The organism is Vibrio nigripulchritudo (assembly GCF_027924785.1).
Classification (GTDB): Bacteria; Pseudomonadota; Gammaproteobacteria; order Enterobacterales; family Vibrionaceae; genus Vibrio; species Vibrio nigripulchritudo.
Map to the genome: position 1 here is coordinate 304,210 of NZ_AP027049.1, position 14,401 is coordinate 318,610.

General features: G+C 46.1%; 13 protein-coding genes. 8 read left to right on the forward strand and 5 right to left on the reverse strand.

Going from position 1 to position 14,401, the window contains the following annotated elements; genetic code table 11:
* Nucleotides 1-12 precede the first annotated feature (12 nt).
* From hflK to motX, 5 genes are all read left to right on the forward strand, one after another.
* Nucleotides 13-1,194, forward strand: coding sequence for an FtsH protease activity modulator HflK (hflK, locus tag QMG91_RS01485; protein WP_004399861.1), 1,182 nt, complete (start codon nucleotides 13-15; stop codon nucleotides 1,192-1,194).
* A gap of 2 nt (nucleotides 1,195-1,196) precedes the next feature.
* Nucleotides 1,197-2,240, forward strand: coding sequence for a protease modulator HflC (hflC, locus tag QMG91_RS01490; RefSeq protein WP_004399862.1), 1,044 nt, complete (start codon nucleotides 1,197-1,199; stop codon nucleotides 2,238-2,240).
* Nucleotides 2,241-2,296: 56 nt separating this feature from the next.
* A complete protein-coding gene (locus tag QMG91_RS01495) occupies nucleotides 2,297-2,482 on the forward strand; it encodes a DUF2065 domain-containing protein (protein ID WP_004399863.1) in 186 nt (61 codons plus the stop codon).
* A 204-nt stretch (nucleotides 2,483-2,686) separates the two neighbouring features.
* A complete protein-coding gene (locus QMG91_RS01500) occupies nucleotides 2,687-4,003 on the forward strand; it encodes an adenylosuccinate synthase (RefSeq protein WP_004399864.1) in 1,317 nt (438 codons plus the stop codon).
* A 223-nt stretch (nucleotides 4,004-4,226) separates the two neighbouring features.
* Nucleotides 4,227-4,865, forward strand: a complete 639-nt coding sequence (motX, locus tag QMG91_RS01505; RefSeq protein ID WP_022551732.1) for a flagellar protein MotX — start codon at nucleotides 4,227-4,229, stop codon at nucleotides 4,863-4,865.
* 46 nt (nucleotides 4,866-4,911) lie between these two features.
* Here motX and hmpA read toward each other — a convergent pair whose 3' ends face one another.
* Complete coding sequence (hmpA, locus tag QMG91_RS01510; RefSeq protein ID WP_281828415.1) at nucleotides 4,912-6,084, reverse strand: NO-inducible flavohemoprotein; 1,173 nt, start codon at nucleotides 6,082-6,084, stop codon at nucleotides 4,912-4,914.
* Between the two features lie 108 nt (nucleotides 6,085-6,192).
* Here hmpA and nsrR point away from each other — a divergent pair, with 108 nt between their 5' ends.
* Nucleotides 6,193-6,615 (forward strand): nitric oxide-sensing transcriptional repressor NsrR, encoded by a 423-nt coding sequence (gene nsrR / locus QMG91_RS01515; protein ID WP_004399867.1) that lies wholly within the window; start codon nucleotides 6,193-6,195, stop codon nucleotides 6,613-6,615.
* Nucleotides 6,616-6,644: 29 nt separating this feature from the next.
* Here the strand turns inward: nsrR and QMG91_RS01520 are convergent, their stop codons facing one another.
* Nucleotides 6,645-8,552 carry a DUF3413 domain-containing protein gene (locus QMG91_RS01520; protein ID WP_281828418.1) on the reverse strand — a complete coding sequence of 636 codons (1,908 nt, stop codon included), beginning with the start codon at nucleotides 8,550-8,552 and terminating at the stop codon, nucleotides 6,645-6,647.
* A gap of 211 nt (nucleotides 8,553-8,763) precedes the next feature.
* On the opposite strand from QMG91_RS01520, the gene rnr reads away from it, so the two are divergent.
* On the forward strand, nucleotides 8,764-11,223 hold the full coding sequence (gene rnr, locus QMG91_RS01525) for a ribonuclease R (protein WP_281828420.1): 2,460 nt from the start codon (nucleotides 8,764-8,766) through the stop codon (nucleotides 11,221-11,223).
* A 17-nt stretch (nucleotides 11,224-11,240) separates the two neighbouring features.
* Nucleotides 11,241-11,981: a 23S rRNA (guanosine(2251)-2'-O)-methyltransferase RlmB gene (gene rlmB / locus QMG91_RS01530; protein WP_200766555.1), complete on the forward strand. Its 741-nt coding sequence runs from the start codon at nucleotides 11,241-11,243 to the stop codon at nucleotides 11,979-11,981.
* 72 nt (nucleotides 11,982-12,053) lie between these two features.
* On the opposite strand, the gene crp is transcribed toward rlmB, so the two are convergent.
* The 3 genes from crp to QMG91_RS01545 all read right to left on the reverse strand — a co-directional run bounded on the left by crp (nucleotide 12,054) and on the right by QMG91_RS01545 (nucleotide 14,374).
* Nucleotides 12,054-12,686: a cAMP-activated global transcriptional regulator CRP gene (gene crp / locus QMG91_RS01535; RefSeq protein WP_004399871.1), complete on the reverse strand. Its 633-nt coding sequence runs from the start codon at nucleotides 12,684-12,686 to the stop codon at nucleotides 12,054-12,056.
* 243 nt (nucleotides 12,687-12,929) lie between these two features.
* Nucleotides 12,930-13,799, reverse strand: coding sequence for a phosphoribulokinase (locus QMG91_RS01540; RefSeq protein ID WP_022551727.1), 870 nt, complete (start codon nucleotides 13,797-13,799; stop codon nucleotides 12,930-12,932).
* Between the two features lie 362 nt (nucleotides 13,800-14,161).
* Nucleotides 14,162-14,374: a YheU family protein gene (locus QMG91_RS01545; RefSeq protein ID WP_004399873.1), complete on the reverse strand. Its 213-nt coding sequence runs from the start codon at nucleotides 14,372-14,374 to the stop codon at nucleotides 14,162-14,164.
* Between the last annotated feature and the right edge of the window lie 27 nt (nucleotides 14,375-14,401).

The following is a 14,401-nucleotide window of genomic DNA, read 5'->3' on the forward strand; positions in this document are numbered from 1 at the left end:
TGGAGCTTTCTAATGGCGTGGAATGAGCCTGGAAATAACAACGGCGATAATGGCCGCGATAAAGACCCTTGGGGGAATAATAATCGTGGTCGTGATCAAGGTCCGCCAGATTTAGATGAAGTATTTAATAAGCTGAGTCAGAAGCTGGGTGGAAAGTTTGGTAAGCGCGGGGGCAACGGAGCCTCAATCGGTGGCGGTGGTGCTATCGGATTGGGTTTGATTGCAGTTGTTGCCATCGTGATTTGGGTAGTGTCAGGTTTCTACACCGTAGGTGAAGCAGAGCGTTCTGTTGTGCTGCGCTTGGGTAAAGAAGACCGAATCGAAGGTCCGGGTCTTAAATGGCACCCTAAGTTCATCGATACCTATGAGCTTGTTAACGTACAAGCGATTCGCTCACTACGCGCATCAGGCTTGATGCTGACTAAAGATGAGAACGTAGTAACGGTTGAAATGGGTGTTCAGTACCGAGTTTCTGACCCATACAAATACCTATACACAGTAACAAATGCAGACGACAGCTTACGCCAAGCAACAGACTCTGCACTTCGCGCTGTGATTGGTGATTCTTTGATGGATAGCATTCTGACGAGTGGTCGTCAGCAGATTCGTCAAAGCACGCAAGACACATTGAACCGCATCATTGATGGTTACGATATGGGTATCGTAGTCGTGGATGTGAACTTCCAGTCTGCACGTCCGCCAGAGCAAGTAAAAGATGCATTCGATGATGCTATCGCAGCTCGTGAGGATGAGGAGCGTTTTGTTCGTGAAGCAGAAGCTTACAAAAACGAAATTCTTCCTAAAGCGACAGGTCGTGCTGAGCGTTTGAAGAAAGAAGCATTGGGTTACTCTGAGCGTACAGTGAATGAAGCACTTGGTCAGGTGGCTCAGTTTGAGAAACTGCTTCCTGAATACCAGGCCGCTCCTGAAGTTACACGTAACCGTCTATACCTAGACACAATGGAAGAAGTGTACACCAGTACTTCAAAAGTGCTGATCGACTCTGAATCCAGCGGCAATCTGCTTTACCTGCCAATCGACAAGATTACTGGTCAGGCAGCGGACACCACTAATACGAAACGTAAAGCGAAATCAACATCAGCATATGATCAGATTGAATTGGAATCAGAGCGTACTGATACCTCATCATCTACGCAATCTCGCTCAACTGGCTCACGTCAAGGGAGATACTAATTATGCGTAAATTAATGATCCCAGTATTGGTTGTTGTTCTGGCGCTGTTTTTAATGTCCGTATTCGTTATACCTGAAGGCGAAAAAGGTATTGTTATCCGCTTCGGGGAAGTGCAAAAAGACGTTAAAACCGAAACCGTGGTTGAAGACGGCGTTGAAACAACGGTGGATGTTCTGGATGAGAACGGTCAGCCTATTATCATCTCTAAGATCTACGAACCTGGCTTGCACTTCAAACTGCCTTTGTTTGATCGTGTGAAGCGATTGGATGCTCGTATTCAAACGATGGATGGTCGTGCAGACCGTTTCGTAACATCTGAGAAAAAAGACGTTATCATCGATTCCTACGTGAAGTGGAAGATCCAAGACTTTGGACAATACTACCTGGCGACAGGCGGTGGCGATTCACTGACGGCACAAGCACTACTTGAGCGTAAAGTGACAGACGTACTTCGTGCAGAAATCGGCTCGCGTGAAATCAAGCAGATCGTATCTGGTCCACGAAATAACGACGTGCTACCTGAAGACGTAAACAGCGAAGAGCTCTCTACCGAAGCTGCGAAGCAAGCGCTAGAGATTGACGGTGAGCGTGACAAGATCATGGCTGACGTACTTAGCGAGACTCGCATCAGTGCTCTGAGTGACTTGGGTATTGAAGTAGTTGATTTCCGAATGAAGAAAATCAACCTGCCTGACGAAATCAGTGAGTCTATCTACCGTCGTATGCGTGCAGAGCGTGAATCTGTAGCGCGTAAGCACCGTTCGCAAGGTCGTGAGAAAGCGGAAGTTATTCGTGCTCAAGCTGAGCTAGAAGTAGCTACGCTACTGGCTGAAGCTGATAAGACGGCTCGTGTAACACGAGGTGAAGCTGACGCTCGTGCCGCGAAGATCTACTCGGATTCTTACGGTAAAGATCCTGAATTCTTTAGCTTCCTTCGTTCACTGAATGCTTACGAAAAATCATTCGGCAGCAAGAGCGACATCCTTGTACTTGACCCGAACAGTGAGTTCTTTAAGTACATGAACGACGCTAAAGGCGCAAACTAATCGAAAAGCCCCGAAAGGGGCTTTTTTACATCTACTCAATTTTACCTATACATCACATGTCTGATTCATTATGGCTAGCACTGGGATTGGTGCTGATTCTTGAAGGTCTGGGACCGCTCATTGCACCAAAAGGCTGGCGCAACATGATACAGGAGCTGAGCAGCCAGCCCGACAATCAACTCAGAAGAATCGGTGGGTGCCTTGTAGTCGCAGGTGCGGTGATTGCATATGTATTTAGTTAGGTATTGAATAAATAGAGCTAAATACACAACAGATATTTGCTCTAATCTGAGGTGTTTTACTACCTTCCCGCCCAATTATTCCACTATTATTCCTTGCGCTACATACCCTTACATAAGTGTTTCACTTTTATGCTTAAAAAATGACTGCATCTTTTATTCGTAGGTGCTAGAATCCATTTTTAATCAGCAATCAGACTTGGAAAGATGGGAAATAACGTAGTCGTTCTGGGCACCCAATGGGGTGACGAAGGTAAAGGTAAAATCGTAGACCTTTTAACTGAAGATGCAAAATACGTGGTTCGCTACCAAGGCGGTCACAACGCAGGTCACACTCTAGTCATCGACGGTGAAAAAACCGTTCTTCATTTGATTCCATCAGGTATTCTTCGCGATAACGTAAAATGTGTTATCGGTAATGGTGTTGTTCTATCACCAGAAGCACTTCTTAAAGAAATGAAGCCTCTTGAAGAGCGTGGCATCCCAGTGAGCGAGCGTCTTTTCATTTCTGAAGCATGTCCTCTAATTCTTCCTTACCACATTGCTCTGGACCAGGCGCGTGAAATCGCTCGTGGTAAAAAAGCGATTGGTACTACAGGTCGTGGTATCGGTCCTGCTTACGAAGATAAAGTTGCTCGTCGCGGTTTACGTGTAGGCGATTTGTTCGACAAAGAAGCTTTCGCAGAGAAGCTGAAAGAAGTGATGGAATACCACAACTTCCAGCTAGTGAACTTCTACAAAGCTGACGCAGTAAGCTACGAAGAAGTTCTTGAGCAGGCAATGGGCTATGCTGATCTACTGACTTCTATGGTTATCGATGTCACTGACGAGCTAGACGCGGCGCGTAAGCGTGGCGATAAGATCATGTTTGAAGGTGCTCAAGGCACACTTCTGGACATCGACCACGGTACTTACCCTTACGTAACGTCTTCTAACACGACTGCTGGTGGTGTTGCTGCTGGTTCAGGTTTTGGTCCTCGCCACATCGGCTACATCCTTGGTATCACTAAAGCTTACTGTACTCGTGTTGGTTCTGGTCCATTCCCGACTGAATTGTACGATGGTCAAGATAAGCAAGATCCTGTAGGTAAGCACCTGGGTGATGTAGGTCACGAGTTTGGCGCGACCACAGGTCGTCTGCGCCGTACTGGTTGGTTTGATGCTGTTGCGATGCGTCGCGCAATTCAAATCAACTCAATCACTGGCTTCTGTCTAACTAAGCTGGATGTATTGGATGGTCTGGAAGAGCTGAAAATATGTACGGGTTACAAGATGAAAGACGGCTCTATCCTAGAAGTGTCTCCAATGGCTGCAGAAGCATTCGAAGAAGCGACACCTATCTACGAAACAATGCCTGGCTGGTCTGAGAACACATTTGGTGCGACGTCTATCGATGCCCTACCTAAAGCGGCTTTAGACTACATTAAGCGTATTGAAGAGCTTACAGGTGTACCAGTAGACATTGTCTCTACAGGTCCTGACCGTAACGAAACTATCATCAAGGTTCACCCGTTTAACGCGTAATCTTTTGATTGATTTGAATTTTAGATGCCAGCTCTTCGGAGCTGGCATTTTTTGTTTGTACCTTTGCATTTCTCTTTAGAATTTTCTTTCTAGCAATATCGCACTGCTTAGATTACTTTTTATTCATTGTCTGGCAAAATATTGCCAAAGATCGGCAATACTTGGCTAAAGAGTTAGCAATCTTTGCCGATACAAAAGCACGGTATGAATAAAGAGTGCGATTATGAAACTACGAGCTGTCACAGCTTCGTTGATTCTCGCCCTGTGTACCCGAGTGGGGTTAGCCAACGCGGATAACCACATCGGTGGACCAGTGCCAGTCTACACGGAAGCTGAGCTGATCAATCTGATTGAAAAGAACAAACATCTCGAACGAGTTAAAGCAGATAGCTGCCAGCTTGTAGAAGATATCGTTGCTCGTGCGACACGGATCAGCCTGCCTGCTTACGAATTTTTGTACGGTGATATGTTAGCCTGGGGCGTGTGTGTCGACCAAGACGTGGAGCTTGGGCTCTACTACATGGAAAATGCAGCGCATCAAGGCTTACCTGCGGCACTTGAACAAATAGGTCGATACTATTCGCGTGGAACTCTGGTTCAGCAAGACAAAGAGCGTGCGATTCCCTATTTGCGGGAAGCTGCCTCCATGGGCAACATCAATGCTCGAATTCATTTAGCCGAATTATTGCTGCGTGATTATGGTAGCCCTCTGGATTATGAAGATGCCTATCGCTGGCTATACAACTCAGTGACACCGGATAAAAGGCAACATCGCCGAATCTCCATGCTAAGGCAGGGATTGGAACAGAGGATGCCAGAAAACATCATTGCCAGAGCCAAACGGCGTTCTACCTTCTGGTAAAAACACAAATGCCCCGACAAGTCGGGGCATTGTTATTTTTATTGTTTTACAGCACTTTATGAGGACCAAAGCATTCGTAATGAATACGGTCTTTGGATACACCTAATTCTAAAAGCTGGTTGGCGACAAACTGCATAAACCCAACGGGTCCGCAGAAGTAAAAGTCAGTTTCTTTCCAGTTGATTCGCTCTTTAATCTGCTCAAGTTGCATCAACCCTTCCTGTACGCCCGCTTCCCCTTTATGCTCTCTGTACCAGTTGAATTGGTTCACAAGGTCATATTGTTTCTCCAGTTCATCTATTCGATCAGAAAACGCATGATGTTCTTTGTTTTCCGCTGCATGTATCCAGTGGATAGGGGCTTCATGAATACCAGTAATGGACTCCATCATGGAAAGCAGTGGGGTGACACCGACACCCGCAGAGATCAGTGCTACTGGAGTAAATTTATCACTGGTGAAAAAGAAGTCACCACAAGGCGGAGCCAGTCGAACAGAGTCACCGACTGTAAGGTGATCATGTAAGTAGTTGGAGACAACACCCTCAGATTCACGTTTGACTGAAATACGATATTCTTTGCCATTTGGTGCATCAGACAGGCTGTATTGTCTGATTTCTTGATACTCAAATTGCTCAGGAGTTAGGTAGATACCGACGTATTGACCTGGAATGTAATCAACAACGGGTTGTTGGTCCTTTGGTTCGAATACGAAACTCGTGATGACTTCGCTCTCCTGGCGCTTCTCTTTGAGTACGAATTCTCTTGTTCCTCGCCATCCACCTGTTTGACTTTCTGTCTCTGAGTAAATGGCTTCCTCACGATCAATAAATACCTGAGCAAGCAACCCATAGGCCTCTCCCCACGCTTCCAGCACTTCTTGTCCCGGTGCGAACAACTCGTCAATGGTCGCTAGCAGGTGACCACCGACGATCTGATATTGATCTGCGGTGATGTTGAAACTGGTGTGCTTCTGCGCGATTTTTTCTACGACAGGGAGTAAAACTTCAATGTTATCGATATTGGCAGCGTAGCCATGAACAGCGTTGAAAAGCGCTTCTCTCTGAGCCCCGTTTTGCTGGTGAGTCAGGTTAAAAATGTCTTTCAATTCAGGGTTATGATTAAACATACGATCATAGAAGTGAGCGGTGAGTTTAGGACCTGTTTCGGCGAGAAGTGGTGCGGTGGATTTTACGATATCTATGGTTGATTGCTTGAGCATTTAGGCTTCCTATTTTAAACATGTATTTATAATGCATGTTTTAAGTTGTATCTAAAATATATCTTTTAGTCAATGGAAGTTTTACAATTCACGGAGGAGGAATTCGCATTGCAGTTAACAAACTTTACCGACTTCGGAATTCGCGCGTTGATCTATTTGGCGTCGCTTCCAAGTGGCGAACTCACCAGTATTCAGAAAGTTAGTGATACCTTTGATGTTTCTAAAAACCACATGGTTAAAATCATCAATAAACTTGGTCAGCTTGGCTATGTGAAAACGGTCAGGGGTAAGAACGGGGGAATATGCCTTGGTCGACCTGCTGAAACCATTTTAATTGGAAACGTGATTCGGGACATTGAGCCGCTGGATGTGGTGAACTGTGCGCCTGAGTTTTGTCATATCACGCCTGCTTGTAAGCTAAAGGCACACCTTGCCAGAGCGAAACTGGCTTTTTTGGCAGAGCTCGATCACTGCACAATTGCAGATATGCTGACAGACAACTCGGAATTGTTGATTTTGCTAAAAAGATAGGCGCACTGGAAAAGTGCGCCTAAAGAGAGTTACTTCGCGTAAGTAGACATTTGAACCAGCAGCTTGGTGAGCTCACTGTTGGGCATGGTGCGTTTTTCTTTCTTGTTGAGCGACAAGTCGGTGACTTCAGTGTATCCACCCGGTCGGTTCACAATAATCTCATTTCCACCCACAATACCGTAATCCATATAACTGCCTACAATGACCCAGTTCTCTTCCCGGTTGTTATTAAACAAATCCACTCCAACACTGTAATCAGAAATGTAATTGCTGACGCCTAGCGGTTCTTTCATTAGCGTTGGAGGAATATCCAGATGGCTGGTTCTCGCATAGATGATATCTGCCGCTTTACCTGGATGGTATAGATACAGTGGAACATGAACCTGTGCGGGTGCATAGTTGCTGCCATGTCCCCAGTAGTTCTTTTTGTAGTCGTTGAACTCTTCACCGTGATCAGATGTGATGACCACAATGGTGTTATCAAGCTCGCCAGCCTGTTCCAGTTTTCCTAACACCTCTCCGATCAGCTTATCGATGTAGAAAAGTGAATTTCGGTAGCGGTTTCGGTATTCCGTCGGATCAAAGTCGTTGTTCAGCTTCACGTGGTCGACGCGATCCCAATAAGGTTCGAACGGTGTCTTCATGTCATTGGGGAATGAAGTACCATGCGCAGCGTCATAGAACAGGAATCCGAAATAAGGTTTTGTATCGTCTTTGCTGTCCAGGAAGTCGAGAAAATCGTCAGTGATTTTACGATCCCGTTCAGCCGGTGTATCGCCAGGTGTCGTGACGGTCAGGTCCTGGATGCCAGCAAACACGGTGCGATCAAATGGTGGGCTATGCAAAGGCGCAGAACCATGAATCGACATTTGGTAATTCAGCGAGTGCAGTGTTTCCATCAGAACCGGTTGCTGCTGACTTGAGCGCACCGCATCCCAGTACGTAGAAGGAATGCCATAAAACAGGCTGAAGATACCCATTTGAGTGGAGTTACCCCCGCTCAGGTGCTCTTTAAATACCAGGCTTTGCTTACCAAACGTTTCGATATTCGGCGTGACTTGTTCGTTTGCATCATCAAAACGCCAGGCATCAAGCACAATCACAACCATGTTTGGTGTTTCTGAACCAGCCTCAACAGCAATTGGCTTTAGAGGGTAATTTAGGTTGGTGACCTTCTGATGCGAGATTTTAGTATGAGCATCACGACCTGCCTGTTGTTCTACCCAACCATTATCTTCCAACCAGTCATTGGCAGTAAGAGGAAGATAGAGTGGCCAGTGATGGCTGTAACTCGGGATAACCTGATCAAAGTTTGCGTACTTCCAAGCGTGAGTCAGCTGGCTAAACAGCAGACAACTGAACCATACGCTGATACCCAACAGGAAATAACGCTTTTTCGTTTTTACCCAGCGGTTAGCGAGCACAATGGTCATGATAATGGCGTTGATTAATCCAAACACCACCACACCACCGACCAACAAGGTAAACCACGAGACATCAATAATCTGGTCACCGCCCTCAATCAACAGCTCAAAAACGAATCCATTTAAATGGAAGCGATATTGGTTATATACCTGAGTGTCAATGGCAACCATTACGGCTGTCACGATAAATGGCAGGACAGCAATAAACCGGAAGAGGCGAGTGGGAAGCCACAGCAGCAAGAGAGATGGAATGGCACAGAGTACGGCCATTAGCCCAAACAGACCCACTTGCGTGGAAAAGATATAAGGGTATGACAACCAACTACCTTCAGGAATATCCATCCAACTGACATAGGGCAGCGCAATCAAACACAATAAAACGGTGTTCAATAGTAGTAAGCAGAAAATCCATCGCGAGTTAAAGCAAAGCTTCTCGCGAAGCGCAGAAAAAAACATAAAATCTAATGGGTATCCAGAAAGAGTCGGGCATTTTACAAAGGATCTGAAGTACATTTCAAGCATCCATTTACCAGACCTATATATTGCATAAAATTTGTTTAGCTGAATATTTATCACATCGATTTGTCACAAATTGTCCAGATAATCGATTAACTGGGCAATTTCGAATAAACACAATAATTGGCGCGATGACATCTCTTAAGCTGTAGGTAGTCGTAAGATTTAGATATACTTAAGATCTATCCAATCTTTAACAGGCCCTCCTATGTCTCAAAACACACCTAACGACCCATTTGCCGCGCGCGAATCCGACAAATACGACAATCCTATTCCCAGCCGTGAATTCATCATCGAGTTTTTGGAAAAGGCAAATGTGCCAATGAATCGCAATGATTTGTTTGACGCACTAAAGCTTTCTGGAGAAGAACAGTATGAAGGCTTGCGTCGTCGACTGCGTGCCATGGAGCGTGATGGTCAACTGGTGTTCACCCGACGCCAGTGTTATGCCCTGCCAGATAAACTGGAACTGGTGAAAGGGGTTGTACTGGGTCATAAGGATGGACATGGTTGGGTGAGACCAGATGGCAGTACAGGCAAAGACAACGATATTCTGCTGCCTTATCACCAAATGAAAACTCTGATTCACGGTGATTATGTATTGGTTCAGCCTGCCGGAACCGACAAACGTGGCCGCAAAGAGGGTCGGTTGGTACGTGTACTTGAAGAGCGTAAGACTCAGATTGTCGGGCGTTACTTTATGGAACAAGAATACTCCTACGTCGTTCCTGATGATTCACGCATTAGCCAGGATGTCTTGATTCCCAAAGAGCATCGCTGCGGCGCGCGAATGGGGAACGTAGTAGTGATTGAAATTACCGATCGTGCCACTCGTTCTCGTGGAATGATGGGGAAAATTGTTGAAGTACTGGGCGAAAATATGGCGCCGGGTATGGAAACACAGATTGCTATCCGCACACACCAAATCCCGGATGTGTGGCCAGAAGAGGTCGAAAAACAAATCGCTGGTTTAGGTGAACATGTCCCAGAGGATGCCAAGAAAGGGCGTGTTGATTTACGAGATCTCCCCTTAGTTACTATCGATGGTGAAGACGCGCGAGACTTTGATGACGCTGTATTTTGTGAAGCGAAGCGCGGCGGCGGATGGCGCTTATGGGTTGCCATTGCAGATGTTAGCTACTACGTCCGCCCTGATACTGCGTTGGATAAAGAAGCCATCAATCGTGGTAACTCCGTGTACTTCCCGTCTCAGGTTGTTCCTATGCTCCCTGAAGTCTTGTCTAACGGATTGTGCTCATTAAACCCACAAGTGGACCGCTTGTGCATGGTGTGTGAAATGACCATCTCGGCATCCGGTCGGTTATCCGGCTACAAGCACTACGAAGCCGTGATGAACTCACATGCTCGCCTGACCTACAACAAAGTCAGCGCCATCCTTGAAGGTGATGAAGAACTGCGTCAGCGATACGAACCTTTAGTGCCTCATCTTGAAGAACTTCACAAGATGTACGGTGTGCTAAAGCAGTCGCGTGATAACCGTGGTGCTATTGAGTTTGAAACCGTTGAAGCGAAATTTATTTTCAACTCCGACCGCAAGATTGACCGTATCGAACCAGTTGTTCGTAACGACGCACACAAGATCATCGAAGAGTGTATGATTTTAGCCAACATTGCGTCGGCATCTTTAGTTGAAAAGCTGAAAGAGCCTGCTTTGTTCCGTATACACGAAACGCCGGGTGAAGAGCGTTTACAAGGCTTCCGTGATTTCTTGGGAGAGCTTGGATTAAACCTGACTGGTGGGCTGGAACCTTCCCCAACTGATTATGCGAACTTAATGAAGCAGATTGGTGAACGTCAGGACAAAGAGCTGATTCAGACCATGTTACTGCGTTCAATGAAACAGGCGGTGTACAACGCTGACAATGTTGGGCACTTTGGTCTGGCGCTAAAACGCTACGCGCACTTTACTTCGCCGATTCGCCGTTATCCTGATTTGCTACTGCACCGTGCGATTAAATACCTGATCGCAAAAGAAGACGGTAGAAACACGGATCGCTGGACGCCAACGGGTGGCTTCCACTACTCCTTTGACGATATGGATGTCTATGGTGAGCAGTGCTCGATGACGGAACGCCGCGCAGACGATGCGACTCGTGAGGTTGCTGACTGGCTGAAATGTGAATACATGCAAGACCACGTTGGTGAAGAACTGGATGGTGTGATTGCTAACGTAACCGGTTTCGGCTTCTTTGTTCGCCTGACAGAGCTTCACATTGACGGTCTGGTTCATATTTCTTCACTAGCTAACGATTACTATCAATTTGATCCTATTGGTCAAAGGCTTATCGGTGAGAGCTTCGGAAACATCTATCGTCTGGGCGATGCGGTTAAAGTGAAGGTTCTGTCGGTCAATCTCGATGATCGTCAAATAGACTTTGAATTAGTGGAAACAAGTCGTAAGCTACGCGGCAAAGGTAAAACGGCGAAGAAGCGTGCTGCACAGGCAGATAAGAAAGCGGTGAGTAAAAAGAAAGCTGCAATCAAAGCGCGAAAGCCTGGTGGAAAGGCAAAAGCCCTTGTAGAACCCACTAAACGACCAGATGGCTCCAGTGAGCCAGCTAAAACACGTAAGAAGACCAAGGCTGAAAAGGCGCGTAAGAAAAAATCACGCACAAAGAACCGAAAGTCTCAAGGCAAGAAGAAGTAATCTGAATAGGTCAGACCATGAGTAACGAATTCCTTTATGGCATTCATGCCGTAAAAGCTGTGCTGGAAAAAGACCCGGTACGTTTTATTGAAGCATTTGTATTGAAAGGACGTCAGGATGACCGTTTATTGCCTTTGCTGAATGAACTTCAGAATGTTGGGATTTCCATTCAGCAAATGGGAAGAAAGGCGCTGGATGACAAAGCCAAAGGAGCAAATCACCAAGGGATCATCGCCCGCGTAAAACCGGCAAAAGCGCTCAATGAAAACGACTTGGACGATATTCTGGCTCAGCATGAGCAGCCTTTGCTGTTGGTGTTAGATGGAGTCACCGATCCTCATAACCTTGGCGCTTGTCTGCGAAATGCAGATGCCGCAGGCGTCGCCGCGGTGATCGTACCAAAAGACAAATCAGCGCCAATGACAGCAACTGTGAGTAAGGTCGCCTGTGGTGCCGCTGAAACAGTGCCATTAGTTCGTGTGACTAATCTTGCGCGTACTATGCGTGCATTACAGGAGAAAGGTGTGTGGTTTGTTGGTACCGCTGGTGAAGCGACTCACGACATCTACCAGGCTAAGCTTAGTGGTGCATTAGCCATTGTCATGGGGGCTGAAGGTGATGGCATGCGCCGTCTGACTCGTGAAACCTGCGATGATCTTATTAAGATTCCGATGGCGGGAAGCGTATCCAGCTTGAATGTGTCAGTCGCATCTGGGATATGTTTGTTCGAAGCGGTTCGTCAGCGCCAAAACGTCTAAAGGCTTGCATTAGATAATAAAAAACCACCAACTTGCGTTGGTGGTTTTTTTAAATCTGTATCGCTAAGAAAGTTAGCGAGTGCCGTAAACAACGATAGTCTTACCGTGTGCTGAGATGAGGTTTTGCTCTTCCAGCATTTTCAGGATACGACCTACTGTTTCACGAGAACAGCCAACGATTTGACCGATTTCCTGACGGGTAATCTTGATTTGCATACCGTCTGGGTGAGTCATTGCGTCTGGTTGCTTCGCAAGGTTCAGAAGCGTTTGAGCGATACGACCTGTTACGTCTAGGAATGCAAGGTCGCCCACTTTCTGGCTTGTTGTTTGAAGACGGTTCGCCATTTGCGCAGAAAGGCGCATTAGGATATCAGGGTTAACCTGAATCAGCTGACGGAACTTCTTAAATGAGATTTCTGCTACTTCACACGGGGTTTTCGCACGTACCCAAGCGGTACGTTCCTGGTCTTCTTCGAACAGACCAAGTTCGCCGATAAAATCACCTTGGTTGAGGTAAGACAAGATCATTTCTTTGCCTTCTTCATCCTTGATCAGTACGGCAACAGAACCTTTCACAATGTAGTACAGGGTCTCTGCCTTTTCACCAGCATGAATCAGAGTACTTTTTGATGGGTACTTATGAATATGACAGTGTGAAAGGAACCACTCTAATGTTGGATCGGTTTGAGGTTTACCTAGAACCATAATATCTTTCTTCCTCTGCAGGGCTTGCTCAGCAGCTTTCCATATCGACTGAGCCAGATTGAACTGGTCATTTAGAATAGGGTGTTATAGTTGATGCTGCAAGCTATCATATGTTTCGGTTAGAAATAGTATCCTTTTTCTGAAACGATTTCTTGACTTTGATCGTTACACACTGGCGTTTATCTAAGCAAAAATGTGCACATGATCACGCTATAGCAACTTGGTTTACTTTTCTTCTTATCACTAACCGATTTTGCCCGTTTCGATGAGCTGTTGAAGGATAGGTTGAACGATAAGCTCCATGGCAAAACTCATCTTGCCCCCCGGCACAACAAGGGTGTTGTGTCGCGACATAAATGACCCTTGAATCATAGACAACAGATATGGGAAATCGACGTTTTTAATACCACGAAGACGAATCACTACAAAACTTTCATCTAAGCTGGGGATGCCTTTTGCAGCTAAAGGATTAGAAGTATCTACTGTCGGTACTCGCTGAAAGTTGATGTGAGTACGTGAAAACTGCGGGGTAATGTAGTTCAGGTAATCGTCCATGGAGCGAACAATGGAGTCTGTTACTGCTTCCTTTGAATGCCCTCTGTCTCGAGTGTCACGAACGAACTTCTGAATCCACTCCAAGTTAACGATTGGCACCATGCCGATCAGTAAATCAACGTGCTGTGAGGCGTTTACGTCACCATCAACCACACCGCCATGCAACCCTTCATAAAAGAGCACGTCGGAATCTTCTGGCAACTCTTGCCATGGAGTAAAGGTTCCCGGCATTTGATTATAAGGGACAGCCTCGTCAAAGGTGTGCAGGTAACGGCGGACTTGTCCTTTTCCTTCGTCACCGTATTTGCGGAAAAACTGCTCTAGAGTGGGAAAGTCGTTGGCTTGAGGACCAAAGTAACTGATGTGCCTTCCTTGTTCTTTGGCCTTGCGAATTTCCACGTCCATTTCCGGACGAGTGAATCGGTGGAAACTGTCACCTTCAACCCATGCGGCTTTAACGTCCATCATGTTGAACATCTTACGGAACGCTTCAGATGTGGTGGTCGTTCCTGCTCCCGATGAACCTGTAACAGCGATGATTGGGTGTTTTGCTGACATGACTGTCCTTGTCTCTGTTTGTCGTTATAGAAATTCAGTGTAGGGGAAGTGCTTCGAATAATAAACACTGCTCCAGTCGCGTAATTATACCCAAGTTACCTCAAGATGCAGAATTCAGAGCTCTATCTTCTGTTTCAGTTCGAGGAAAAGAGCGCAGTGGAATGATGAATCCTTTCCAAGCTCTTTGACGAAAAAATGGGACAGAAGATAAGCTCCCATGAGCGAGTTTGCTTGGTCTTTATACTGCGTTATCGATTCTTGATTTAGAGCCACTATATCTTCAAATCGATTCCTTGTCTGAAAACCAAGCAATTCTCGCTGAAACTTGCATATTGAGGTAGCTTGGGTATAGATAAAATACCTTAACGGGCGGGATGAACCTGGATGTCCACCGTTTCGTGAAGTTCGGAAAAGACAACCACAGCCTGACCGCTTTGCAGCTGTGTCCGAACGTGCTCAACCTTTTCGTCTAAGCTGATTTCGCTTTCGCCGTAATCGGTTCCTTCCCTCAGTACAAACTCTTTTATCAGGTTTGTCAGAGTGTCTGCATCAATCTGTTCCCAAGGGACGATCATAAATACCTCTTTCTTTTATGTCGTGAT

What these genes read in the sequence shown, in the direction of transcription:
- hflK (WP_004399861.1), top strand. Translation starts at nt 13, where the DNA reads ATGGCGTGGAATGAGCCTGGAAATAACAACGGCGATAATGGCCGCGAT.
- hflC (WP_004399862.1), top strand. Translation starts at nt 1,197, where the DNA reads ATGCGTAAATTAATGATCCCAGTATTGGTTGTTGTTCTGGCGCTGTTT.
- QMG91_RS01495 (WP_004399863.1), top strand. Translation starts at nt 2,297, where the DNA reads ATGTCTGATTCATTATGGCTAGCACTGGGATTGGTGCTGATTCTTGAA.
- QMG91_RS01500 (WP_004399864.1), top strand. Translation starts at nt 2,687, where the DNA reads ATGGGAAATAACGTAGTCGTTCTGGGCACCCAATGGGGTGACGAAGGT.
- motX (WP_022551732.1), top strand. Translation starts at nt 4,227, where the DNA reads ATGAAACTACGAGCTGTCACAGCTTCGTTGATTCTCGCCCTGTGTACC.
- hmpA (WP_281828415.1), bottom strand. Translation starts at nt 6,084, where the DNA reads ATGCTCAAGCAATCAACCATAGATATCGTAAAATCCACCGCACCACTT.
- QMG91_RS01520 (WP_281828418.1), bottom strand. Translation starts at nt 8,552, where the DNA reads ATGTACTTCAGATCCTTTGTAAAATGCCCGACTCTTTCTGGATACCCA.
- rnr (WP_281828420.1), top strand. Translation starts at nt 8,764, where the DNA reads ATGTCTCAAAACACACCTAACGACCCATTTGCCGCGCGCGAATCCGAC.
- rlmB (WP_200766555.1), top strand. Translation starts at nt 11,241, where the DNA reads ATGAGTAACGAATTCCTTTATGGCATTCATGCCGTAAAAGCTGTGCTG.
- crp (WP_004399871.1), bottom strand. Translation starts at nt 12,686, where the DNA reads ATGGTTCTAGGTAAACCTCAAACCGATCCAACATTAGAGTGGTTCCTT.
- QMG91_RS01540 (WP_022551727.1), bottom strand. Translation starts at nt 13,799, where the DNA reads ATGTCAGCAAAACACCCAATCATCGCTGTTACAGGTTCATCGGGAGCA.
- QMG91_RS01545 (WP_004399873.1), bottom strand. Translation starts at nt 14,374, where the DNA reads ATGATCGTCCCTTGGGAACAGATTGATGCAGACACTCTGACAAACCTG.